The organism is Aquirufa antheringensis, assembly GCF_004307425.1.
In the GTDB taxonomy this organism is placed as follows: Bacteria; Bacteroidota; Bacteroidia; order Cytophagales; family Spirosomataceae; genus Aquirufa; species Aquirufa antheringensis.
The window spans coordinates 1-24,260 of sequence record NZ_SEWZ01000003.1; the positions used below are offsets into that span (position 1 = coordinate 1).

18 protein-coding genes are annotated in these 24,260 nt (G+C 44.2%); 6 read left to right on the top strand and 12 right to left on the bottom strand.

Features of this window, described 5'->3' with window-relative positions:
• Positions 1–274 precede the first annotated feature (274 nt).
• Genes EWU21_RS05850 through EWU21_RS05865 form a run of 4 tightly spaced genes read right to left on the bottom strand, consistent with a single transcriptional unit; the run spans position 275 to position 6,133 of the window.
• Entirely contained in the window at positions 275–694 is a 420-nt protein-coding gene (locus tag EWU21_RS05850; RefSeq protein ID WP_130895886.1) for a Fur family transcriptional regulator, read from the bottom strand.
• Entirely contained in the window at positions 695–2,503 is a 1,809-nt protein-coding gene (locus EWU21_RS05855) for an ABC transporter ATP-binding protein (protein WP_130895887.1), read from the bottom strand. It lies immediately after the preceding gene.
• A gap of 1 nt (position 2,504) precedes the next feature.
• Entirely contained in the window at positions 2,505–3,509 is a 1,005-nt protein-coding gene (locus EWU21_RS05860; RefSeq protein ID WP_130895888.1) for a gliding motility protein GldB-related protein, read from the bottom strand.
• Entirely contained in the window at positions 3,509–6,133 is a 2,625-nt protein-coding gene (locus EWU21_RS05865; RefSeq protein WP_130895889.1) for a valine--tRNA ligase, read from the bottom strand. Before EWU21_RS05865 ends, EWU21_RS05860 begins: the two co-directional genes overlap by 1 nt.
• Before the next feature lie 98 nt (positions 6,134–6,231).
• Here EWU21_RS05865 and EWU21_RS05870 point away from each other — a divergent pair, with 98 nt between their 5' ends.
• Positions 6,232–6,669 carry a sterol desaturase family protein gene (locus EWU21_RS05870; RefSeq protein WP_130896486.1) on the top strand — a complete coding sequence of 146 codons (438 nt, stop codon included), beginning with the start codon at positions 6,232–6,234 and terminating at the stop codon, positions 6,667–6,669.
• 2 nt (positions 6,670–6,671) lie between these two features.
• Here the strand turns inward: EWU21_RS05870 and EWU21_RS05875 are convergent, their stop codons facing one another.
• From EWU21_RS05875 to EWU21_RS05885, 3 genes are read right to left on the bottom strand one after another with little or no spacing between them, the layout of a single operon-like run.
• Entirely contained in the window at positions 6,672–7,922 is a 1,251-nt protein-coding gene (locus tag EWU21_RS05875) for a sulfate adenylyltransferase subunit 1 (RefSeq protein ID WP_130895890.1), read from the bottom strand.
• A 21-nt stretch (positions 7,923–7,943) separates the two neighbouring features.
• The gene (cysD, locus tag EWU21_RS05880; RefSeq protein WP_130895891.1) at positions 7,944–8,858 is read right to left on the bottom strand and encodes a sulfate adenylyltransferase subunit CysD; all 915 of its coding nucleotides are present in this window, start codon (positions 8,856–8,858) and stop codon (positions 7,944–7,946) included.
• 3 nt (positions 8,859–8,861) lie between these two features.
• Positions 8,862–9,554: a phosphoadenylyl-sulfate reductase gene (locus EWU21_RS05885; RefSeq protein ID WP_130895892.1), complete on the bottom strand. Its 693-nt coding sequence runs from the start codon at positions 9,552–9,554 to the stop codon at positions 8,862–8,864.
• An 86-nt stretch (positions 9,555–9,640) separates the two neighbouring features.
• Here EWU21_RS05885 and EWU21_RS05890 point away from each other — a divergent pair, with 86 nt between their 5' ends.
• From EWU21_RS05890 to EWU21_RS05900, 3 genes are all read left to right on the top strand, one after another.
• Complete coding sequence (locus tag EWU21_RS05890) at positions 9,641–10,336, top strand: AlbA family DNA-binding domain-containing protein (protein WP_130895893.1); 696 nt, start codon at positions 9,641–9,643, stop codon at positions 10,334–10,336.
• 166 nt (positions 10,337–10,502) lie between these two features.
• The gene (locus EWU21_RS05895) at positions 10,503–12,464 is read left to right on the top strand and encodes a KUP/HAK/KT family potassium transporter (RefSeq protein ID WP_130895894.1); all 1,962 of its coding nucleotides are present in this window, start codon (positions 10,503–10,505) and stop codon (positions 12,462–12,464) included.
• 1 nt (position 12,465) lies between these two features.
• Positions 12,466–12,861, top strand: a complete 396-nt coding sequence (locus EWU21_RS05900) for an HIT family protein (RefSeq protein ID WP_130895895.1) — start codon at positions 12,466–12,468, stop codon at positions 12,859–12,861.
• Here the strand turns inward: EWU21_RS05900 and EWU21_RS05905 are convergent.
• Complete coding sequence (locus tag EWU21_RS05905; RefSeq protein ID WP_130895896.1) at positions 12,853–13,878, bottom strand: NAD(P)H-dependent glycerol-3-phosphate dehydrogenase; 1,026 nt, start codon at positions 13,876–13,878, stop codon at positions 12,853–12,855. The two genes, EWU21_RS05900 and EWU21_RS05905, sit on opposite strands and share 9 nt — an antisense overlap.
• Positions 13,879–13,964: 86 nt before the next feature.
• Here EWU21_RS05905 and EWU21_RS05910 point away from each other — a divergent pair, with 86 nt between their 5' ends.
• Positions 13,965–16,676 (top strand): glycoside hydrolase family 2 protein, encoded by a 2,712-nt coding sequence (locus EWU21_RS05910; protein WP_130895897.1) that lies wholly within the window; start codon positions 13,965–13,967, stop codon positions 16,674–16,676.
• On the opposite strand, the gene EWU21_RS05915 is transcribed toward EWU21_RS05910, so the two are convergent.
• The 3 genes from EWU21_RS05915 to ettA are packed head-to-tail and all read right to left on the bottom strand — an operon-like array spanning position 16,642 to position 21,502.
• Complete coding sequence (locus tag EWU21_RS05915; protein WP_130895898.1) at positions 16,642–18,825, bottom strand: glycosyl hydrolase family 28 protein; 2,184 nt, start codon at positions 18,823–18,825, stop codon at positions 16,642–16,644. The two genes, EWU21_RS05910 and EWU21_RS05915, sit on opposite strands and share 35 nt — an antisense overlap.
• A 50-nt stretch (positions 18,826–18,875) precedes the next feature.
• The gene (locus EWU21_RS05920) at positions 18,876–19,835 is read right to left on the bottom strand and encodes an AAA family ATPase (protein ID WP_130895899.1); all 960 of its coding nucleotides are present in this window, start codon (positions 19,833–19,835) and stop codon (positions 18,876–18,878) included.
• Positions 19,836–19,837: 2 nt separating this feature from the next.
• Positions 19,838–21,502: an energy-dependent translational throttle protein EttA gene (ettA, locus tag EWU21_RS05925; protein WP_130895900.1), complete on the bottom strand. Its 1,665-nt coding sequence runs from the start codon at positions 21,500–21,502 to the stop codon at positions 19,838–19,840.
• 121 nt (positions 21,503–21,623) lie between these two features.
• Between ettA and EWU21_RS05930 the strand changes: the two genes are divergently transcribed.
• Positions 21,624–22,898 (top strand): DUF349 domain-containing protein, encoded by a 1,275-nt coding sequence (locus tag EWU21_RS05930; protein WP_130895901.1) that lies wholly within the window; start codon positions 21,624–21,626, stop codon positions 22,896–22,898.
• Here the strand turns inward: EWU21_RS05930 and EWU21_RS05935 are convergent.
• Positions 22,884–24,254 (bottom strand): UDP-N-acetylmuramate--L-alanine ligase, encoded by a 1,371-nt coding sequence (locus EWU21_RS05935; protein WP_130895902.1) that lies wholly within the window; start codon positions 24,252–24,254, stop codon positions 22,884–22,886. The two genes, EWU21_RS05930 and EWU21_RS05935, sit on opposite strands and share 15 nt — an antisense overlap.
• Between the last annotated feature and the right edge of the window lie 6 nt (positions 24,255–24,260).

Consider the following 24,260-nt stretch of genomic DNA (forward strand, 5'->3'; position numbering starts at 1 on the left):
ATTAGTCGTCAGTTATCAGTGGGCAGTAATCAGGAAATAGAGTAGAGAGTATAGAGCAAAGAGTAGAGATACGGCATAAAAAAGAGGCTGCCGCCTCGTTTTTTATCCACTCATGAAATATCGCCCCACGCACTCAGCAATTTGAACTTTGCTCTTTGAACTTTGCTCTTTAAACTTTGCTCTTTGCTCTTTGCTCTTTGAACTTTGCTCTTTGAACTTTGGTCTTTGACTATCGACTATCTCCTTTCGCCATCTATCCTCTCTACTCTATTATCTAAACTCGACACATTGAGCATGTCCCCTGTATCAACAAATTACTCTCTTGCTTCGTGAAGCCTGCAGGCAATTGAATACTTGGAATATGAACGGTCTCTAAACAGGTTGTTTGGCCACATTGATTGCACTTGAAATGTACGTGGTCGTGTTGGTGAGTATGATCTCCTTGGTGGCATAGTTCCTTACATAAAGCGTATTTTACGCCACCATTGTCATCTAAAACTTTGTGAAGTAGGCCTTGTGTTAAAAAGGTCTTTAAGGTGCGGTATACCGTTACGCGATCGTATTGATCGCTTAATTTTTGTTCGATGTCGCCTTGGCTTAACGCAAAGTCTACCGCTTGAAAGGTAGCTAGCACATCAACTCTGCAGGGGGTTGATCGAAGGTCAAAATCTGAAAGTGAATAGGATGAATTCATCTAGCCTAAATGTTCGGTTTGTAATTTGACCATATTTTGGTAAATCCCCGATTTTTTCTTCATCAATTCTTCGTGAGAACCGGATTCAACGATCTTACCCTCTTCCATAACGATGATTAAATCTGCCGAACGAATGGTCGATAAACGGTGAGCGATGATCAAGCTCGTCCGGTTTTTCATGAGTTCCTCGAGAGCGGATTGTACCCATTTTTCTGATTCTGAATCGAGGGCACTAGTGGCCTCGTCTAGTAATAAGAACTTGGGGTTTTTAAGGATGGCGCGGGCGATGGCGATGCGTTGTCTTTGGCCACCTGATAATTTAACGCCGCGTTCTCCTACCATGGTATCCCATTTCTCTGGGAATGATTCGACGAATTCTTTGGCATAGGCTAATTCGGCAGCGGATTCGATCTCTGCTTGAGTAGCTCCTGGTTTACCATAGGCGATGTTCTCGCGGATAGTTCCTCCGAAAAGTAGCACTTCTTGTGGGACAAGAGCCACCATTTTACGCCATTCGGTAATGTCGATGTCTGCGATGGAGCGATCCCCTAGTGAGATAGTGCCCGCGTTAGGCTCATAAAAACGCATAAACAATTGCGCTAGGGTTGATTTACCCGTTCCTGAAGTTCCTACTATGGCTACCTTTTGACCGGGTTCAATGGTAAAGTTAATACCTTTGATGATTTGTACGGATGGACGGGAAGGGTAGGAGAACTCGAGGTCTTGAACCTTTATTTGGCCGAATGATACCGCAGAGGCGGATGAATCACGCGTCAAATCAATCTCCGATGGATCGCCCAAGATTTCTAGGATACGATCTGAGGCACCAATGGTCTTTTGTAATTGGGCATAGATGTCACCTAATCCTCCTACGGAACCTCCGATGAAGGCAGTGTAGAAGATGAAGGTCAATAGGTCAGCAAGTATTAAATCGCCATTCGCAACTAAGGAAGCACCATACCAAACCACGCCTACAATGCCGCCAAACAAGGCGAAAATGATGAAACTGACAAATCCTCCCCGCAAGGTCGCCGCTTTTAAGGCCTCGCCTACTACCTTATTTAAGGAAGAGGTGTAACGATCGACTTCGTATTTCTCGTTGGTGAAGGCTTTAACGGCTTGAATGGACGTTAACGTTTCCTCTACGATGATGTTGGTATTGGCTAGTTCGTCCTGTGCCTTTTTGGAGATCTTCCGGATGAATTTACCGAAAACGATTGCTGAAATAACCAATACCGGGAATGTCGCCAGCATAAATAGGGTCAGCTTCCAGGAGATATAGGTAATGAGCGCAACGCCACCCACGAGGGTGAAAACCTGGCGAAAGAACTCTGCTAAGGTAATCGATAACACATCCTGTAATTGGGTGATATCAGAAGTGATACGGCTCATCAATTCCCCTACGCGTCTTTTCTCGAAGTGAAAGATGGGTAGTGTGATGATTTTGGCGTATAATGTTTGGCGAACATCGCGCATTGCTTTCTCTGATACTTGCGCAAATGTATAGATGCGGAAGAAAGAGAGAATGGCTTGTACGATCAGAACCGCGAAGAAAAACAGGGTTACTTCGTTGATCTTATAGGTTGATTTGCCTTCGATGACTTTGGTCATTTCCCCGATTAAAAGGGGAAAACTGAGGGTTGTTAAGTTAGATAACAACAAGAAAGCCATCCCCACGATGAACGTCCATTTGTAAGGAATGACGAATCGGAAGATTTTAATGGCCTTAGATAGACCCTGTTTGCTTACTTTGACGGCATCTTTTGGATCCACTCCTCCGCCTATATCACCGTGTTGTTTTTTTGCCATCTTATTTCTTATCTGCTTCGCCGCGGTAGCCTGAATCGAGGAATAATCGATTGGCTTCTGGGTCGGTCAATATCTTTGCTAATGTTGTTTTAGGCTTTTGTTTCCAATAGGAGTCCACAATGCGCCAGCCTAACCAGCGTCCGATGCTGCCTGGGCAGGCGGGACCGACTTCGGTCGTTTTGGGACGATCATCTAAGTATTTTGCCTTGACGTTTTTATCGCTACTAAATAACAATTTGCGATCGATAAAATGCTCCCAAACTTCTTTTTGAAAGGCATTTGTCTCAGCGATTTCTTGCTGAGAATAACCGAAAATAAGACTGTCAGGGACGGAAGGTAAAATCGTTTTCGTGAAAACGTAGCCTTTGCCATACCAAATCATATCGCTTAATAAACTCGCATCATTCTCTGTTTGTTTGATCAAAAAGGCAGAATATTGTAGGATCACTTGTGCCACTAAGGCTTTGGGTTCTAAACGGCGCATCTGGTACTCATACACATTGGGCGCTTTATAGAGACCGCGAGATCCCATAAAGTAGTCAAGACCAATGATGATCAAGGAGTCTGAAACGACTAGGTTCTGTGCAGTATATTCGCCGCCTCCCACACCTCCGAAACCGGAAAATACCGTTCTGATTTTCGGTGTTTTAACGCCAGGGAATTCCTGTTGAATTTTGGTAAACGCTGTTTTGAGTTCTATTTCTAGTGAATCGCCACCAAAAAAGCTAGCCTCTTGACTTTGATCATAGAATTTACGCAACGCGGGATTAGCATATAATCGATAGAGATCTTGAGCAAGAAAGGGGGTGTTTTCGGTTGTAGCGCCAAAATACCCCACTGTGATCTCCGGGTATTTAGTTAGCACCGCACTCATCTCCGCATCCGATTTAGCTGAGGACATTTCGCGTTCCACTCGCTGAAAATCCCACTGAATGGCCGGCGCTTCCTTTTCTGAAGAACAAGACCATAGTAGCAAACCGAAGAAAATCGCGTAAAGAAATTTCATTATCCTAAACGGGCTAACAATTCTTGCAAGGACTGAATCTTGGTTTCTGCATCCGCTAATTTTTGTCTTTCACGCTCTACTAAATCCGCTTTTGCATTCGCTACGAATTTTTCGTTGGCAAGTTTCGCTTCCACTGATTTTTTGAAACCTAACAGATACACTAATTCCTTCTCTGATTCCGCTTTCACTACAGCTGGATCTTCGTCGTTTGCTAAAGGAACGAAGAACTGATCCGCTTTCACGACAAAGGTTTGGGCATCAGCTACCGCATCCGCTACAAACGTGATGGATTCTAAATTAGCTAGTTTGATCATAATCGCCTCTAGCGGAGCATAGGCGGCTTTATTTTCTGCTTTAATATGTAAGGCCAAAGCCAATTTAGGTGACAATTGCTTCGAATTACGGATCTCGCGAACTTTCGTTACCACTTCGAAAACTACATCGAATTGAGCGACTAACGCCGCATTAACTGGACCTGCTAACGGGAATTCAGCTTTGCAGATGGACTCTCCCGCCTTACGTTCATCGATCACCTGCCAAATCTCTTCCGTTATAAACGGCATGTACGGATGCATTAAGCGCATCAAAGAATCGAATAAACCTAGCGCCGCTTGTAGCGTGTCTGCGTGAATGGGGCTTTGGTAGGCCGGTTTAATGATCTCTAAATACTTACCGCAGAAATCATCCCAAACTAGCTCATATATGCTTAAAAGGGCATCTGAAATGCGGAATTTACTGAAGTGATCTTGAACGTCAATAATGGTTTGGTTTAATTTTGATTCAAACCAAGCCGTTGCTAAAACGTGTTCAGGTAATGAGGCACCTGGAACCACTTCTAAACCGCGTAAAAGTCGGAACGCATTCCAAATCTTGTTCGAGAAGTTACGTCCTTGTTCGCACAATTTATCATCAAATAATAAGTCATTCCCAGCCGGAGCGGAGAACAATAAGCCAGAACGAACTCCATCCGCGCCGAAACGCTCAATCAGCTCCAAAGGATCAGGCGAGTTGCCTAATGATTTGGACATCTTACGACCTTGCTTATCGCGCACAATACCTGTTAAATAGACATTCTTGAACGGCAATTCATCTCTCCATTCGTAACCCGCCATGATCATACGCGCTACCCAGAAGAATAAAATATCTGGTCCAGTCACTAAGTCATTCGTAGGATAATAGTAGTTAATCTCTTCATTATCTGGGTTTTCGATACCATCAAAAACCGAGATAGGCCATAGCCAAGAGGAGAACCAAGTATCCAAAACATCCGGATCCTGTGTCAAATCATCTTCCACTAAGGCATACAATTGGTATGTATCTCTTGCGATGCGCAAGGCTTCTTTTTTATCTTTCGCTACGATCACCGTGCCGTCTTCTAAATAGAAGGCAGGGATTTGTTGCCCCCACCATAATTGACGGGAAATACACCAATCGCGTACATTTTCCATCCAAGAACGGTACGTATTCTTAAACTTCGCCGGGTGTAATTGAATAGTGTCATTCATGACGTTGTCCAAAGCTGGCTTCGCCATCTCCTCCATCTTCATGAACCATTGCAAGGATAGTTTGGGCTCGATGACCGCGCCTGTTCTCTCCGAAGTTCCCACGGTGGATTTGTATTCTTCTGTTTTGGCCAAATAACCTTCTTCGGTTAATTGTTTCACAATGCGTTTACGCGCCTCGAAACGGTCAACACCCACAAATAGGACGGCCTTTTCATTCAAGGTTCCATCGTCGTTTAATAGATCGATGACAGGCAACTTGTGTTTTAAACCTAACTCGTAGTCATTCAAATCGTGAGCAGGGGTCACTTTTAAACAACCCGTTCCAAACTCCGCAGTAACATATTCGTCAGCAATAATCGGAATTTCGCGATCAATCAATGGGATACGAACCTTTTTGCCTTGCAAATGCAGGTAGCGCTCATCTGTTGGATTCACGCAAATGGCTGCATCCGCCATGATGGTTTCAGGTCGAGTCGTTGCAATGGTAACAAATCCAGATCCATCGATTAATGGATAATTGATGTAATGTAATTTGGCCTGAATATCCTTGTAAATCACTTCTTCGTCTGATAAAGCGGTTTTCCCTTGTGGATCCCAGTTCACCATACGCACGCCGCGGTAGATCAAACCTTTGTTATATAAACGCACAAAGGTGTCAATAACCGCTTGGTATAAAGAGGGTTCCATCGTAAAACGGGTACGATCCCAGTCACAAGAAGCCCCTAATTTTTTCAATTGATCAAGGATGATTCCACCGTATTTGTCCTTCCATTCGAAGGCATATTTCAAGAATTCCTCGCGAGTAATGTCGGCCTTAGAGATGCCTTTTTCCTTCAACATGGCCACTACTTTCGCCTCTGTCGCAATCGATGCGTGGTCCGTTCCCGGTACCCAACACGCCTCTTTGCCTTCCATACGCGCCTTGCGAATCAAGACATCTTGAATCGTATTGTTCAACATGTGGCCCATATGAAGCACCCCAGTGACGTTAGGAGGAGGAATGACGATGGTGTACGCCTCTTTGTTCGGATTAGGTTTCGAAGCGAAAAGCTTGTTTTCTAACCAGTAGGCATACCATTTTTGTTCAATTTCCTGCGGGGCGTAATTCTTATCTATCATATGTGTTCTCTAAGCCTACAAAGATAATTGATTTAGGCCAAAGGTCGAGGGTGGATTTTAAAACAATTCGCCGTAATTTTGGTTGAAATAGCGTTATGATGTTAATGGGAATTTTACTTTGGTTAGGTACCTTTCTGGGAATGGAAGGCTTCGCATGGTTTACGCACAAGTACATCATGCATGGGATCATGTGGAACTGGCACGAGTCGCATCACGTGCACCACAAAAATAAATTGGAAAAAAATGACCTGTTTTCGGTTGTTTTCGGAATCTCCTCTACGCTAACTATTATCGTAGGAGCTGAAATTCCAGCCTACTGGCCGCTATTTTACATCGGATTAGGGATTGCAACGTATGGCATCTTCTATTTCATCTTCCACGATATCATTGTGCACCGCCGGATTAAAATCAAGTACAAAGCGGGTTCTGCGTACATGAAGCGCATTATGAAAGCGCATTATGTGCACCACGAGGTGCACACAAAAAAAGGCGCAGAGGCTTTTGGCTTCCTCTACGCCCCTAAAAAATACCAATAAACTTATTTTACGAATCCTACACCGACGGTTGAATTCGAGAATTCATCGATCAGGATGAAGGCTCCATTCGCTGGATTAGCTGCATATTGATCTGCGCTGATCGGTTGTGCCGTGCGCAACGCAATCGTTCCTATCTCATTTAACTTCAGCGTATCTACACCCTGGGTAGACGTTTGAGTCGCTACGTCAAGGCGCTCCGTAATTTGAGAGATTTTGGCCTTCGTTGTATTGATTCCGTGTTGTAATAAGTAGGTCTTACCTGGGCTTAATGCTGTGTGATCTAACCAGCATACTTGTGCTGAAAAATCTTTCAATGCCGGAGCATTGTCCTCTGAAGCTAACACAAGCGTGTTTCCTCTGGAAATATCCACATCCGTCGTCAACGTAATCGTCACAGAATCCCCTGCGATAGCTTGATCTAATTTCGTTTCAAATTTCTCAATGGTCGCAATCGTGCTTTCTTGTCCCGTAGGCAAAACGCGAATCGCATCACCCACTTTGAACGTGCCAGAGCTGATTTTTCCGGCATAGCCACGGAAGTCGTGGTAGGCCTCTGTCATGGGTCTCACGACAAATTGAACCGGGAAACGAGCGGGTGCGTGCGCTAGTGTAGAAGCGTATTCAAAGGCTTCTAATTCACCTAACAGTGTATTGCCCTTGAACCAAGGCATTTCGCTGGCCTTTTGCGTGATGTTTTGGCCGTACAAAGAGGAAATAGGCAAGAAGCTGATTTCCTGTCCTTCGAAAGTGGTCTGTGCTACTAATTCCGCCAAGCTGTCTTTTATCGCATTGAACGTGGATTCTTGGTATTGCACTAAGTCCATCTTATTCACACAAATGATCACTTTGGGGATACGGAGCATCGCGGCGATCGACAAGTGACGCGCTGTTTGTTCCACTACTCCTTGTCGTGCATCCACTAAGATGAGGGAAACTTTCGCGTTCGAAGCCCCTGTCACCATGTTGCGCGTGTATTCCACGTGGCCCGGAGTATCCGCGATGATGTATTTGCGGGTAGGCGTGGAGAAATAAATATTCGCCACATCGATGGTAATACCTTGCTCGCGTTCAGCGATGAGGCCATCGGTTAATAAGGAAAGGTCAAGAAAGTCTAGTCCTTTGCGTTTAGATGCACTTTCTAAGGCTTCTATTTTATCTTTGGTAATCGAATTAGTTTCGTATAACAGGCGGCCGATTAAGGTACTTTTTCCATCATCAACGGAACCTGCGGTAGCTATGCGTAAAATATCCATGTGTTCTTGTCTGAGATTGAATTAAAAATACCCTTGTTGTTTTCTTTTTTCCATCGCCGCCTCCGAACGTTTGTCGTCAATGCGCGCGCCTCGTTCCGAAATTTCGGCAGAAAGAATCTCTTCTATAATCACATCGATATCCGTTGCATCAGAAGCCACAGCTGCCGTACACGTCATATCGCCCACCGTTCTAAAACGAACTGTCGCTTCGAATGGAATCTCATCTGCTTCTTTGTTCAAGTACTCAGAATCTGCCCAAAGCATTCCATCCCGCTCGATTACTTGACGTTGGTGCGAATAGTAAATACTAGGGATCTCCATCTTCTCTTCTTTGATGTAGTTCCAAACATCGAGCTCCGTCCAGTTCGAAATAGGAAACACGCGTACGTTTTCTCCCACTGCGATGCGGCCGTTGAGCATATCGAATAATTCGGGTCTTTGGCGTTTTGCATCCCATTGTCCAAAATCATCGCGCACCGAAAAAATACGTTCTTTCGCTCTCGCCTTTTCCTCGTCACGTCTTGCACCACCGATACAAGCATCGAATTTGAATTCCTCGATCGTATCTAAAAGCGTTACGGTTTGAAGGACGTTGCGCGAGGCATATTTTCCAGACTCTTCCGTCGCCTTTCCTTGGTTGATGGAATCTTGTACATAGCGCACGATTAATTCAGCCCCCGTTTCTTTCGCTAACCAATCGCGGAATTCAATCGTCTCCGGGAAGTTGTGTCCTGTATCGATATGAACCAAAGGGAAGGGAATTTTACCTGGGAAGAAAGCCTTTTGGGCTAAACGAACCAAGGTAATGGAATCCTTTCCTCCCGAGAAAAGTAAGGCAGGGCGCTCAAATTGCGCCGCCACTTCTCTAAGGATGTAGATAGATTCATCCTCTAGCTGGCGAGGGAAATGACCGATTTTGTCTTGTATTGTCTGCATAACTTAAGCGTGTAAACCACATTCTTTTTGGGAATTCTCCCACCACCAACGACCCGCCCGAGGATGTTCTCCTTCCGAAATAGCCCGCGTACAGGGTGCGCATCCGATGGAGATGAACCCTTTTTTGTGCAAGGGGTTTTGGGGAATTTTATGTTCTTGTAAGTAATTCTCTAATTGGCTAAAGCTCCAATCAATTAGGGGGTTGATTTTCCACAATTGACGGTTCTCATCCCATTCGATGATAGGCATATCAGCTCTATTGTCTGATTGTTCGGCTCTTAATCCGGTAATCCAGACTTTCGCCCCCTGCAGGGCCCGATTTAATGGCTCCATTTTTCGAACAAAACAGCATTCTTTTCGGTTCTCTACTGAAGTATAGAAGGAATTGAATCCTTTTTCTGCCACTAAGGTTTCCACCGCGGAGGTGTTAGGGAAAAAAGTTTGTAGCGAAATGCCGTATTTTTTGTTGGTCAAATCCATCAATTCGTAGGATTCTTGGAATTGACGGCCGGTATCCAGCGTGAAAATACCGATGGCCGATTTTGTGCTAGCAATGGCTTGCGTAATGGCCTGATCTTCTTGCCCAAAGGAGGTAGAGAAAACTAGGCGTTCACCCGCAAAATAGGAGGCAATGAACTGAATTCGTTCAGGCAATGATCTGGATAGTAATTCCTTTTCGAGCGTTTTGAGATGCATTTTGTCCTATTTTTTACAAAGGTACACATTGTCTATTGAATAACTATACTAATAAATAAAAAAAATAATTCCTAAATTAGGGCCTTATGCGGATTGGATCAGAAATTTTGTTGGATAGGTCCTTAGGAGATGAGGAGGAGAACTTGTTAGACCTTCGAAATCTGCGAAATCTTGTTCGTCATGGCGAAGGTTTGCGCTTGGAGTTCAAGATGAAGGTTAAGTTCCCGGAGAAGATTATCAAGGAATTGGTGGCTTTCGCGAATACGGAGGGAGGTCATTTATTCATAGGGGTGAGTGATGCGGGGGTAATCGAAGGAGTGAAGTTCGCGGAGGAAGAGCAATTTTTACTGGAGCGCGCTATTGAAAAATTCTGTTTCCCGGCATTCACGTACCGCGCCTATCGAATTCGCTTAGATAATGGCCGCGAGGTTTTGGTCTACCAGGTCTTTGAAAGTGTGGATAAGCCTCATTTTGTTCAATTGGCTGCGGATCCACATCCTATTTGCTATGTGCGGGTAGAGGATCGCACCATTCAGGCAAGTAAGGAAATGAAGCAAATTTTACGACGCCAAAACAATGACGGCATCAGTTTCGCCTACGGGGAAATCGAGCGATTATTGCTAGATCATATCCGGAAAAATGGCCACATCACCCTCGCCCAATTGGTTCAGGAAGCCCAAATCCCTATCTGGCTGGCTTCCAGAAAATTAGTCCTTTTGGTCCTTACGCGTGTGTTAAAAATCGAGCCCGGAGAATCATTCGATACCTACCGTCTAAATTAATTTCAAAGGATATTCATTATCAGGAAATTAAATCTATATTTGCATCCGTTTCTTGAAATATTTCAAGAAAACAGATACAAATAGTACAATTTTGTGCATTTATTGCATTTAATTTTTAAGATAAACAAAGCCGCTTGATAAGACTTTTACTCCCTAGAGATTAATAATGGAACACAAACACAAAAGTAAAGCCACTGCTGCCGGTCTATTGGTAGCAATGGGAATCATTTACGGGGACATTGGAACTTCTCCATTGTATGTAATGCAATCAATCATTGGAGATAATCCGATCAATTCTTTAACCGTTTTAGGCGGGTTGTCTTGTATTTTTTGGACGTTGACCTTACAAACAACGTTAAAGTATGTGATTTTAATTTTAAGAGCGGATAATAAGGGTGAAGGCGGGATCTTTGCCCTTTTTGCGTTAGTAAGACGTCATGCGAAGTGGTTAACCTTACCAGCCATTATTGGTGGTGCGACTTTATTAGCGGATGGGATTATTACGCCGCCTATCTCGGTTTCTTCCGCGATTGAAGGATTAAAAATGCTTCATCATAAGGACGGTACCCCTTTCGTAACAGATACCGTGCCTATCGTTATTGTTATCTTAACGGTTCTATTTATCTTCCAAATCTTTGGCACAAAGGTCGTAGGTAAGCTATTTGGACCTATTATGTTGTTGTGGTTCTCGATGTTAGGATTGACGGGTTTGATCTGGATTGGTCAAGATTGGTCTATTTTCAGAGCTTTATCTCCTGTGTATGCCTGGGAATTGTTAACGACTCATCAAGCGGGATCTGCTGGATTCTGGACCTTGGGAGCCGTATTTTTATGTACAACGGGGGCTGAGGCCTTGTATTCTGATTTAGGTCACTGCGGTAAAGAGAATATTCGTGTTAGTTGGGTCTTTGTGAAGATTGCCTTGATTTTACAGTATTTCGGGCAAGGCGCTTGGTTATTAGCGCACGAAGGCGCTTTGTTAGGTGTTCGTAAACCAATCTTCGAATTATTGCCACGTGAGTTCTTATTTACGGGTATTATGATTGCGACGGCTGCAGCGGTGATCGCTTCGCAGGCCTTGATTTCAGGATCCTTTACCTTGATTTCCGAAGCGATTCGATTGAACTTTTGGCCTCGTGTACGTTTAGTCTATCCATCTGACCAAAAAGGACAATTGTATGTTCCTTCCATCAATATTTTATTATGGATGGGTTGTGTGGGTGTTGTCTTATGGTTTAAGGAATCCGCAAATATGGAGGCGGCCTATGGTCTTGCCATCACGTTGACGATGTTAATGACGACTTCCTTGATGGCCTATTACCTGCATATCAAGAAAGTGGATATGTGGTGGATTCTCTTATTCCTGGCGGTTTATGTCTCCTTAGAAGGATCCTTCTTAGTAGCGAACTTGCAGAAGTTCTGGCATGGAGGTTATGTTTCCTTATTCATTGCTGGGGTCATTATTTTGATCATGTGGGTGTGGTTTAGAGCGACTCGTATTAAGAAAAAATTAACGGAATACGAGAAATTATCGGATTATATCGAGCCATTAAAAGAGTTGAGTAAAGATGAGACGATCCCTAAATACGCGACGCACTTAGTCTTTATGTCTAATGCAGGACGTGTGACGGATATCGAATCGAAGATTATTTACTCTATTTTCCAACGTCGCCCGAAGCGTGCTGATATCTATTGGTTCGTCCATGTGGATACCTTGGATGATCCGTATGCAATGGAATACAAGGTGACGGTCATCGAGCCGGATGACATCATTAAGGTGAACTTTAAGCTAGGTTTCAAAGTAGAGCAACGTATTAATTTATACTTCCGTAAGGTAGTAGAAGAGATGGTTTCTCGAGGAGAAGTGGATATCACTTCTCGTTATAAGTCCTTGAATGAGCAAAACGTGATCGGTGATTTCCGTTTCGTTGTTTTGGAGAAATTCTTATCCTTCGATAACGAATTACCTTTGTTAGACCGAATGGTGATGAAGGCGTATTTCTTTGTGAAGCAGTTTACGCATTCAGAAGACAAGTACTTCGGTTTGGACTCGGATGCGGTAAAACTAGAGAAAGTACCGATGATTATTAAGCCAATCACTAAATGTAATTTAAAACGTATCGAGTAAGATGAGCACGATATTTACCAAAATAGTCAACAAAGAAATTCCTTGTCACTTAATCAAGGAAGACGATCGTTTTCTGGCTTTCTTAGATGTGATGCCTTTAGTGGAAGGCCACGTGCTTGTGATCCCTAAACAAGAGATCGACTATATCTTCGATTTAGAGCCGGAATTACTTGGGGATTTGATGAAGTTCGCTCAAACGATCGCGCCCGCGATTAAAAAAGCGATTCCTTGCAAGCGAGTAGGAGTGGCGGTCATCGGTTTAGAAGTTCCGCATGCACATGTGCATTTAGTGCCGATGAACCGCCTGTTAGACATTAATTTTTCGCAGGAGAAGATGAAGCCGTCGGCTGAATCTTTGGCAAAAACAGCCGAATTAATTCGCTCGTTCTTACTTTAAAAAGCCTTTCAGCTTGTTCATCTCAAGCATCGGATTCGCTTTCTCGTACACGATGTTATAAACCGCCTCGATAATAGGCAATTTGATGTTGTGCTGGCGCGAGATGCTGTAGATACTTCGAACGGCATAATAGCCCTCCGCGATCATATTCATTTCGATTTGTGCTGACTTTACTGAATAACCGCGACCGATCATATTTCCAAAGGTCCGGTTACGCGAAAACTGCGAATAAGCCGTCACCAGTAAATCACCCAGATAGCCTGAGCTATTCAAATCCCGGTTTTTCTCCGGATAAACAACATCTAAGAAGATTTTGATTTCTTGCATTGCATTACTCACCAATACGGCCTGGAAGTTATCCCCAAAACCTAACCCGCGCGTAATCCCGCAGGCCATCGCCACGATATTTTTAATGACCGCACAGTATTCCACGCCATACAAATCTTGAATCGCGTGCGCCTGCAAGAAGCGACTGTTCAATAGATTCGAGAAGGATTGCGCTAAACTTAAATCGGGTGACGCAATGGTCAAATAGGATTGTTTCTCTAAAGCTACCTCTTCCGCGTGGCAAGGACCAGCGATGACACAGGTTTGGCCTAAAGGCAAGTTAAAGGCACGTTCCATCCAGTCTGTCACTAACAGGTTTTCGTCAGGAATCATTCCTTTGATGGCAGAAACCACTTTTTTGCCTTCGAAATGTTTTTTATTCAGGTCTTTTAAGGTACTCGGAATGAAAGCGGCAGGAACGGCAAGAATGATGTATTCTACGCCAGCTAAAGCATCCACCATCTTACTGTAGGTCTTTACTTTGCGTGGATTGATGGCCACATCAGTCAAATAACTCGGATTGTGGTTGTATTTTCGGATGAATTCAACGTCTGATTTACGACGGATCCACCACTTGATTTTCACATTATTTTCAGAAAGGATTTTCACTAAAGCCGTGGCCCAGCTACCTCCACCTAACACAGCTACCTGGGTAGGGATTTTTTTCTTTAATTCCGCTAATTCACTCATTCTGTAAAATTACGCTTATTTGATAAATATCTCGGATTTTTTGCCAAATTTGTACGTCCACCAACCTGGTGCTCAAATCTAAACCTATGAAAAAAATCATTCTATTCCTGCTCGCGGGTTTATCCTTCTGCGCGCTTGCTCAAAAAAATCAACCGCTACCGGAACATCCTCGCCCTGACTTACAACGGGATCAATGGTTGAATTTAAATGGCTACTGGGACTTTACTTTTGATTCGTCGCTAACGGCTCCTACTCGCTATGCGAAGAAAATTCTCGTGCCTTTTCCGTGGGGATCGCCCCTTTCAGAGGTGAAAGATGAGGCCGATGTGGCCTGGTACCACAAGGAAATTAAAATTCCAGTAACTTGGACCGGAAAACGTATTTTTTTTAACATTGGAGCGTCAGATTGGGAAACGACCCTCTTTTTAGATGGGGTACAAATCGGGAAACACCAAGGCGGCTACACGCCATTTGATGCTGAATTAGTAGGGGTTAAACCGGGTTCAGTGCACCAAATCGCTATTCGTGTGGATGATAAGCGTCGGATGTTCACCTTGTATGGAAAGCAAGGGTATGGGAATGCGAGGGGAATTTGGCAGACCGTATATCTAGAGGCTAGAGGCGGAAATTTTATCGATCATTATGCAGTGAATCCGGATATTGACTCGAAAAAGGCACAGGTTAAAGTTTATCTAGGAGCACCTGCTTCGAAAAATCAAGAAGTTAAAATTACCTTATCGAATGGCCAAATGGCCTCGATTTCGATACCAGCAGGAAAACAGGAGGGCGCCGCAGACATAGCTGTAAAAGCGATGCACCTATGGTCTTTAGAAGATCCGTATTTATACGGGCTAAAAATACAGTCGGGTAACGATGTCGTGAACGGTTATTTCGGGATGCGGAAGATTTCTGTGGTGAATTTACCTGGTTCGAAGATTCCGTATATCGGATTGAATAACAAACCTGTTTATGTGCAATTAGCTTTAGACCAAAGTTATCATCCTACTGGATTTTATACTTTCCCATCAGATCAGTTTATGAAAGATGAGATCATACGAAGCAAGCGAATTGGGTTGAATGGGATCCGGACGCACATTAAGGTGGATGTGCCGCGTAAGTTGTATTGGGCGGATAAATTAGGACTTTTGGTGATGTCAGATTTACCTAATTCGTGGGGAGATCCGGACGCAGCCATGCAAAAGGAGTCGGAATATACCTTGCACGAGATGATCAAACGCGATTACAATCACCCGGCGATCTTCTCGTGGATTACGTTCAATGAGACCTGGGGTTTGTTTACGCACAAGGATAATAAATCGATTTATACGCCGGAAACGCAGAAGTGGGTGGCGTCGGTGTATCATTTGGCCAAAACCTTAGACCCCACCCGCCTCGTCGAAGATAATTCCGTTTGCTGCGGTATAGGGCACACGGAGACCGATATTAATTCCTGGCATGCCTACCAAGCCGGTTATGAATGGGATAAATTAGTGGGCGATTATGCCGCAAAGACCTACCCTGGAAGTACCTGGAACTTTGAGAAAGGATACCAGCAAGGATCACAACCGATGATTAACTCCGAGTTTGGAAATGTGTGGGGTTACCAAGGCAGTACCGGCGATGTCGATTATACTTTCGATTACCACAAAGCCTTGAACTCGTTTAGAAACCATCCGCAAATGGCCGGCTGGTTATACACCGAACACCACGATGTGATTAATGAATGGAATGGCTACTACAAATTTGACCGAACAGAGAAAGAGACAGGCCTAAACGCCATCGTCCCTGGGATGTCACTGAAAGATTTTCACGGACCTTTTTACCTGTCTACAGGACAAGAAATCACGTGGGCTGGGAAAGCCGGCCAACAGGTCAAAATCCCTTTGCATCTTTCGTCTATGACAAATACGGCTGGGTCACTTAGCTTAAAAATGTCTTTATCAGGAACGAATGCGGCAGGCGAAAAAGTGAGTCGCTGGTCGAAAACTTCCGCTTTAACTTATGCTGCCTGGGACGTGAAGGCCTTGGATTCCCTATCAATTACCTTACCGGCAGATAAATCGATCAATACCTTAGCGTTTGAATTAAGCGATGCATCCGGAAAAGTAGTGCACCGTAATTTTGTGCATTTGATTGTGGAAGAGGGTGCTTCGCAACCTTTGAAAGGTCAATTGATATCGGTGCCAGTGGAGCGTTATAGCTCATCTAGCTGGCCGAAAAAACAATGGACGGGCGTTTTAGGGCATAAATTAAACGGGGCAGGAGCAGGTTATTTCGAATACGAAATTCCTTTCCCTACGGCTGGCGCTGAGGGTATTAAACAAGTTCGTTTCTTAGTGGAGGCCTCTTCTAAACCCATCCTAGGAAAAGACCGGGATGATGCAGGGAAAATGGATGGTGACTACATGCTAGGCAAAGGAACTTTTGATCCCGGTGTAAATCCGAATGCTTATCCGCAGACCGATCGATACGCTAGTCCTTCAAAATTGAAAGTGAGTGCAAACGGAATGGTTGCTTCTGAAACTACTTTAGCAGATGATCCAGCGGATCATCAAGGAATCTTGTCTTGGCATTACCAGGCGCGAAATAACAAGCTAGACGAAGCTGGAACCTACGGCTACTTAGTGCAAGGTGTGATCCCAGCAGCGGCATGGCAGCAGGCTGCCAAAACGGGGAAACTGATCTTGCGATTCGAGTCCACAGAAGGCGGATTGTCTCTTTACGGAGATAAATCTGGCCGCTATGTGGTCGATCCGAGTATCATTATTGAGCGTTCAGTTTCCAGCGTTTTACGTTGATTAACTCCGGTTTCTTGTCTCCCGTTTGCGTAAAATGAGCATTCGTCAACTGAATATCTGTGGCTTCGATAACACGGTAAGATTGCTTTGCTTCAATGTCTAAATTAGATAATTGGATGTGGTGAATCGGCATTTCTGGCAATCCGCGCACGAGTAATCCGGTTTCTGCTCCTTTAGCTACGACGCGATCCACGAAAATGTTTTTGAATTGCGGAGTCCCTGCATCGACTGGTTTGCTTTCGATTCTAGGTGTTTCGCCTCCATTCCCAAACGTAGCCACCGGATCTTTTCCTTGGTAATACATATCGAATAAGATGGCCTCGCCTGTGATGTTTTTCATACTGATGTCTTGGATATAGACATGCTCGACTACGCCACCACGACCGCGGGCCGTTTTGAAGCGTAAGCCTACATCGGTTCCGAGGAATTGACAATTGGATACGAATAAATCATGTACGCCTCCTGACATTTCACTGCCTACTACGACGCCACCGTGACCGTGAAATACGACACAATTTTCGATAGTGATATGGGCACTTGGGCGACCTCTTTTTCTGCCCTCGGCATCCTTACCCGATTTCAAACAGATGCCATCATCTCCCACATCAAATTTTGAATGACGGACTGAAACATATTCGCATGATTCGATGTCGATGCCATCGCCGTTCTGTGCGAACCATGGATTTTTTACCGTGATGTTTTCCACGGTCAGGTGTTTGCAAAGTAGGGGGTGAATGTTCCACGCTGGGGAGTTTTGGAACGTAACTCCTTCTAGTAAAATCTGCTCGCATTCGCGCAGGGAGATCATATTAGGACGAAGGAATTCTTTGATCTCCTCGGCTTTTGCCTCATTGAAACCTGCGGCGATGACGCCTGGCTGATCCATTTTAGATCCCTTTAATGCACGTTCAGTCGGATACCAAGTATCTTTTTTGTCATCTAACACGCCACCTGAACGAACCAGTTTATCCCATTCGCCAGGTGTTAATTTTCCCTTCTTCACCGGTCGCCAAGCCTCGCCGTTTCCGTCGATGATTCCAGAACCCGTAATCGCAATGTTACGTTCGCCTATCGCCGTAATTGGGGATTGCGCTCTGATGGCATCCACGCCTTCCCAGTTGGTTCTGACAAGCGGATATTGGGCTGCATCCGCGCTGAACTGCAAGACTGCACCTGCATCTAAATGGAAGTTGATATTAGAGCGTAAGGTAATGGCACCCGTCACGAAGAAACCCGCCGGAACGCGTACCACACCACCGCCTTGCTTCGCGGCGATGTCTATGGCCTGTTGTATAGCTGCTGTATTCAACTTGCTTGCTGAAGAAACGGCACCGTAAGAAACGATATTAAACGTATCTTTTTTAAACGCAGTCGTCGCTACGTTCGGTAATTCGAATACATATTTCTGAGAGAAGGACGATTTTTGTAAGAAGCTGCGCAAGTGTTCGTTCGAAGCTAAAATGCCTTCAGCAACCAGGGAGGCTATTTTCTTAGCGCCAAAAGGGGAGAAGTGCGTATCATCCGCCACGCCTTTGCTGAATTTTTTAAAGATGCCAGCTGGGTAATGAAGAAACATCTTCTTTGCTCCCTCAGGTCCTTCTGCTGCCATGTATTTCTTGCTTTCCTTCTCGATGTCGATTAAAAGCACTTTTTCCGCAGTTGCTACTTCGCGAACCACGGCTGGATAATCCGCGTGTTGGTCTACAAAAACACCTGTAGAATCAAATTTTCTGCGTTGAGTGGGAGTTAATAAGACAGGAATTCCTCCTTTTGAACGTGTTTCGCGCACATAGCGTACGAGGTTTTCGCGGAAGTCAGTTTGTGCTGGGGCGTAACGGCTGGTGTCGGAGACTTTGGCATCATTATGGCCAAACTGAATCAACACATAATCCCCTTTTTTGATCTGGTTAAATACCTTCGCCCAGCGTCCTTCACGACGGAAGCTTTTCGTGCTTCTGCCATTGTAGGCGTGGTTTTGGACCTCTACTGCCTCATTGAAAAACGAAGCAAAAGGCATTCCCCAACCCGTCTCCGGAAAATCAGCAGATACTTTATCTGCCATCGTCGAATCACCGATGAGGAAAACGCGCATCGGTTCCGAAGCGGTGAAACTAAAGAAGAAGAGGCAAAGGATAACCAGGTATTTCATAGGATCTAATTTGCTATTAAAGCACAAAAGAGCCCATTTTTACCCAAAAATTATCGATTAATTGCGACGCTACTTAAGATAGATTGGATAATTTGAAGGGTTGTGATGTTATCCGCTTCCGCCACATAATTCAAGATAATGCGGTGATTCAGGATATCTGGGGCCATTTCTTTGATGTCCTCCGGCAATACATAATCACGTCCTTCTAAATAGGCCATCACTTTCGCGGCTAGATTCAGTTGGATACTCGCACGTGGTGATGCACCGAATTGGATATATCCCGCTTCTTGCGTTAATCCATATTCAGCCGGATTTCTGGTCGCGAAAACAAGTTCGATGATGTATTTCTCTAGGGTCTCAGAGATGGTGATTTCGTTAATTTCCTTACTAATTTTAGCGATATCTTCCGCATTTAACACGGTTTTAGGCTCGTAATTGAAGTCCATGTTGGACTTTTGGCGCATCACCGCTAATTCCTGGTCTTTGTCCAGGTAATTCAAGAATACCTTGAGCATAAAACGGTCTACCTGCGCCTCCGGAAGCGGGAACGTACCTTCTTGCTCGACTGGATTTTGAGTGGCTAAAACTAAAAAGGGCTTGTCTAAAGGATAGGTCGTATCCCCGATGGTCACCTGCTTTTCTGCCATCGCTTCTAAAAGCGCTGATTGAACCTTGGCAGGAGCACGGTTGATCTCATCTGCTAGGATGATTTGGGCGAAAATAGGTCCTTTTTTGACTTCAAATTCAGATTTCTTCGGATTGTAAATCATCGTCCCCACTAAATCCGCGGGTAACAAATCCGGAGTGAACTGAATGCGGTGAAAATGGAGGTCGAGAATTTTAGCTAAGGTGTTAATCGTTAACGTCTTCGCTAAGCCAGGCACCCCTTCTAACAGGACGTGGCCGCCCGTAAAAAGACCCACTAATAAGCGATTAATGAGGCGTTCCTGGCCAATGACCACTTTGCCCATTTCGTCAATGACGGCCTGAATTTTTTCTCTCGAGCTCATAATTACTGCAATTTCTTGTAGCGAATACGTTTAGGCGTTGTATCCCCTAAGCGTTTCTTACGTGATTCTTCGTATTCTGAATAATTTCCTTCAAACCAAGTCACCTGTGAATCTCCTTCAAAGGCTAAAATATGCGTAGCAATACGGTCTAAGAACCAACGGTCGTGGGAGATGACTACCGCACAACCTGCGAAGTTTTCTAAACCTTCCTCTAAAGCGCGGAGCGTATTTACGTCCAAATCATTGGTCGGCTCATCGAGTAATAATACGTTGGCACCTTCCTTCAGCATCATAGCTAAGTGAACGCGGTTACGCTCTCCACCGGATAACATGCTGATTTTCTTCTCTTGATCTGCGCCGTTAAAGTTAAATTTGCTGACATAGGCACGCGCATTCGCCTGTTTTCCGCCTAACATCACCCAATCATTGCCGTCAGATATGGTTTCAAACACCGATTTCTCCGCCTTTAATTGATTGTGTTCTTGATCCACATACGCCAGTTTCACCGTTTCTCCCACTTCAAAAGTGCCGGAATCAGGCTGTAATTTATCAGTAATCAGATTAAATAAGGTTGTTTTACCTGCACCGTTTGGCCCGATAATTCCCACAATACCGGCTGGGGGTAAAGAGAAACTCAGGTTTTCGTACAATAATTTGTCGCCAAACGATTTCGATACACCCTGTACCTCGATCACTTTATTTCCTAAACGAGGACCTGCTGGAATAAATAATTCTAGCTTGTCTTCTTTCTGTCTGTTCTCTTCTGAAAGGAGTTTCTCGTAGGCTCCAATACGCGCTTTAGACTTCGCCTGACGAGCTTTGGGCGCCATACGTACCCATTCTAACTCACGCTGCAAGGTTTTTTGACGACGAGATTCCGTCTTCTCTTCTTGCGCTAAACGGTTTTGCTTTTGCTCTAACCAAGAAGAATAATTTCCTTTCCAAGGAATCCCTTCGCCACGATCTAGTTCTAAAATCCAGCCCGCCACATTATCTAAGAAGTATCTATCGTGGGTTACGGCGATCACGGTACCCTTGTATTGACGTAAATGCTGCTCTAACCAGTCTACGGATTCCGCATCCAAGTGGTTAGTCGGCTCATCTAATAAAAGGACATCTGGCTCTTGTAATAACAAGCGACAAAGCGCCACACGGCGTTTTTCACCCCCAGAAAGGGTGCTCACTAAGGCGTCAGACGGAGGACATCGCAAGGCATCCATTGCTTTCTCTAAACGCGTATCTAATTCCCAGGCATTGAAATGGTCCAGCTTCTCTTGGACCTCGCCCTGTCGTGCTAATAATTTATCAAAATCAGCATCTGGATCTCCAAAAGCCTCATTAATCTCATCGAATTCCTTTAACAGGTTCTTGATTTCTACGACCGCTTCTTCCACGACTTCGATCACCGTTTTGTTCGGGTCTAATTGTGGCTCTTGCTCTAATAAACCTACGGTGTAACCAGGTGAAAATACGACATCACCCGTGTAGGATTTATCGATTCCGGCGATTATGCGCAATAAAGTGGACTTTCCAGATCCATTCAGACCCAAGACACCAATTTTTGCCCCGTAGAAAAAGGACAAATAAATATTTTTTATGATGGTCTTTTGAGGAGGGATGACTTTCGACACACGCTCCATCGAAAAGATGATTGTTTCGTTACTCATTAAATTTTATTTTTATACAACCCACAAATATCGCAATTTTTTAAATAAATTAGAGGTGAATTAAGATTTACGATTAACATTTGAGCCAAAGCCCCTGCTTGAAGCTCTTTCCTTAAAACATATGAGCCAGCCCACATCAAACGAGTTTGGATTTTGCCGCGACGGTAAAGTTTTCATCAACGCCTATTTAAGCTATCCTGAGCGCGAAATCGGTTTCGTGCGTCATTCTGAAGAGGAAGCATTAGCCTATTTTGTGAAACGTTTTGACCTCGCCGTAAGCAAGGTAAAAGGTCTATCTGCTGAAATTGAAGCGGCGCAGAATAAAGGTTCGTTTTTGACCAAAGTCTTGCAAATGCAAACCTACCTAATCGAATTCGATGGACTAGGAGACTTCAAGCCACTTTTAGCAGAATTAGAGAAGCACGAGGCTTATTTGAAAGAATTAATTCAGGCGAATCAGATCAAAAACTTAGAAATCAAACGCGCCTTGATTCAAGACGCAAAAGAAATCTCAGAGGAAGAAGAGGTGGTCGAAGCGACGGACAAATTAATGGAGGTGAAGATGAAGTGGGTGAAGACGGGTCCAGTCGATAAACAATTCCAAGATCAATTAACCGCAGAATTCCAAGAGGTGATGGATGCCTTCTTCTTGAAGCGCCGGGCCTATTTCGAAGATAAGAACCGCCAGATAGACGAGAAGATTTTAATCTTGCAAGGCTACATCGATAACGTGCACCAATTGCGTAAGGCTGAGGATATCGATGATTCCGTGGTGAAAGTGAAGGAGATCCAAAAGGAGTGGAAGAATGTAATTGGATTGCCGCCTAAGAAGCAGTCGATGCTTTGGAAAAACTTCAAGAAGGCAAATGATATGTTCTTCGAGAAGTACAACCGTATTAAAGGAATCGATTACAAACCTCGAATTGATCCACGTGTGTTAGAATTAACGACGATGACGGGGGAATTGGAATTGAAATTACGCGATCAAGTAAACATTATAGCGACCGCGGATTTAGCGAAAGCCTACTTAGTGAAGTGGAAAGAGATTTCTTCTCAAATCAAAAATATGGATCGCTCGCTCGCCGAACGATTCAGAACCATTTGCGATAAAATCTTCGAGATGAATTATCTTTTACGCGTCATCTCGTATCGCCACGCGAATTTAAATGAGAAGCCACGGATCGAGCAGTTGAAGATCATGATCAATCAGATGGATTACATGGCAAAAAAGGAGCGAGGAGAACTAGAATCGTTCATTGCTGAATCGGAGGCTACTCGCATGATGGAGGATAAAATTACCTTGAGTAAAATCAATACCCAGAAACGCAAAATCTCCATGAAGGAGATCTTGCTAACGGGCTTTAAAGAAGAATTAGATCAATTATTGAATTCGTAAACCGAGTTCAGTTGCGAATCCAGGAAAATCGAGACCATCGAAGGTGCCAGACGACATCATCAACAGGTTTTGGTTTTCCTGATTTTGTTTTAACAGGATTTGCTTTAGGTCTTCTTGTTCACGTACTACGACCAAGTTTGGGTGATTAAAATAGGACTGAACCGTTTCAGCTTCAATTCTATCCATTTGCTTGATAGCACGCGCGTGTTCGCTTAGGTAAATAATCGCCAAATCCGCATCCGCTAATGTCCCTTTGTATTCCGGAAGAAAAGCGGGATTCAAGCTGCTAAACGTATGTAATTCCAGCGCAGCCACTAATTTCCGTTTTGGGAATTGCGCTTTTAGAGCCTGCGTGGTCGCTTTCACTTTCGAAGGAGCATGTGCGAAATCTTTGTATAGCAATTGCGTATCGGATTCTCCTACCCATTCTAAACGTTTGGCAGCTCCTTTGAATGATTGAATAGCCGTGTAGAATTCCGTTTCATTCACGCCTAATTGCGAACAGATAAGCAAAGCCCCTTGCAAATTTTTCAAGGTATGTTCTCCAAAAACCTGCAGGCCATATTCCTTTCCATCGTTTCCTTTCAAGAAAGTTTGGCCGTTTCTAATGATAGAATCGTGTGCCTTGTATCCCTCTGATTGACAATGCTCTGGGCAGGCTTCGGTGATGGCCTCTAGTGTTTTATCCGTTTTGTCAAAGAATAAATGCCCCGCTTTAGGCATTTCTTTCACTAAATTTTCGAAGGCTTGTGTATACGATTCTAATGTTGGATAGACATTAATATGATCCCAAGCGATGCCGGAAATCAACGCAACGTGCGGTTGATACAAGAGGAATTTAGCTCTGCGATCGATAGGAGAGGCTAGGTATTCGTCGCCCTCGATGATCATAATAGGGGCATCGGTGATAGATGCCATTAAGTCAAAGCCCTCAATGCGTGCCCCCACTAAGTAGTCGAATTTCTTGTTTAGTGTCTTTAAAACGTGCAAAATCATCGAGGTGATACTCGTTTTTCCGTGGCTACCGGCGATGACAATGCGCTGTTTGTTTTTGCTTTGTTCGTAGATGAAGGAAGGGTAGGATTCGATTTTTAATCCTAATTCCTGCGCTTTTAAAAGTTCAGGGTTGTCTGCACGTGCGTGCATCCCTAAAACAATGGTGTCTATGTCCGAGTTTATTTTCTCAGGGAACCAACCAAACTCAGCAGGTAAGATGCCGTGTTTTTCCAAAAGGCTTTTAGAAGGTTCGTAGATTTCATCGTCTGAGCCTGTTATTTCATGACCTTGAGCTAAAAGGGCTAGGGCTAAGTTGTGCATCGCTGCACCACCGATGGCGATAAAATGAATTTTGGACATAATAAC

Excerpts from the sequence above, each read along its gene's own strand:
- EWU21_RS05850 (WP_130895886.1), bottom strand. The coding sequence starts at position 694 with ATGAATTCATCCTATTCACTTTCAGATTTTGACCTTCGATCAACCCCC.
- EWU21_RS05855 (WP_130895887.1), bottom strand. The coding sequence starts at position 2,503 with ATGGCAAAAAAACAACACGGTGATATAGGCGGAGGAGTGGATCCAAAA.
- EWU21_RS05860 (WP_130895888.1), bottom strand. The coding sequence starts at position 3,509 with ATGAAATTTCTTTACGCGATTTTCTTCGGTTTGCTACTATGGTCTTGT.
- EWU21_RS05865 (WP_130895889.1), bottom strand. The coding sequence starts at position 6,133 with ATGATAGATAAGAATTACGCCCCGCAGGAAATTGAACAAAAATGGTAT.
- EWU21_RS05870 (WP_130896486.1), top strand. The coding sequence starts at position 6,232 with ATGTTAATGGGAATTTTACTTTGGTTAGGTACCTTTCTGGGAATGGAA.
- EWU21_RS05875 (WP_130895890.1), bottom strand. The coding sequence starts at position 7,922 with ATGGATATTTTACGCATAGCTACCGCAGGTTCCGTTGATGATGGAAAA.
- cysD (WP_130895891.1), bottom strand. The coding sequence starts at position 8,858 with ATGCAGACAATACAAGACAAAATCGGTCATTTCCCTCGCCAGCTAGAG.
- EWU21_RS05885 (WP_130895892.1), bottom strand. The coding sequence starts at position 9,554 with ATGCATCTCAAAACGCTCGAAAAGGAATTACTATCCAGATCATTGCCT.
- EWU21_RS05890 (WP_130895893.1), top strand. The coding sequence starts at position 9,641 with ATGCGGATTGGATCAGAAATTTTGTTGGATAGGTCCTTAGGAGATGAG.
- EWU21_RS05895 (WP_130895894.1), top strand. The coding sequence starts at position 10,503 with ATGGAACACAAACACAAAAGTAAAGCCACTGCTGCCGGTCTATTGGTA.
- EWU21_RS05900 (WP_130895895.1), top strand. The coding sequence starts at position 12,466 with ATGAGCACGATATTTACCAAAATAGTCAACAAAGAAATTCCTTGTCAC.
- EWU21_RS05905 (WP_130895896.1), bottom strand. The coding sequence starts at position 13,878 with ATGAGTGAATTAGCGGAATTAAAGAAAAAAATCCCTACCCAGGTAGCT.
- EWU21_RS05910 (WP_130895897.1), top strand. The coding sequence starts at position 13,965 with ATGAAAAAAATCATTCTATTCCTGCTCGCGGGTTTATCCTTCTGCGCG.
- EWU21_RS05915 (WP_130895898.1), bottom strand. The coding sequence starts at position 18,825 with ATGAAATACCTGGTTATCCTTTGCCTCTTCTTCTTTAGTTTCACCGCT.
- EWU21_RS05920 (WP_130895899.1), bottom strand. The coding sequence starts at position 19,835 with ATGAGCTCGAGAGAAAAAATTCAGGCCGTCATTGACGAAATGGGCAAA.
- ettA (WP_130895900.1), bottom strand. The coding sequence starts at position 21,502 with ATGAGTAACGAAACAATCATCTTTTCGATGGAGCGTGTGTCGAAAGTC.
- EWU21_RS05930 (WP_130895901.1), top strand. The coding sequence starts at position 21,624 with ATGAGCCAGCCCACATCAAACGAGTTTGGATTTTGCCGCGACGGTAAA.
- EWU21_RS05935 (WP_130895902.1), bottom strand. The coding sequence starts at position 24,254 with ATGTCCAAAATTCATTTTATCGCCATCGGTGGTGCAGCGATGCACAAC.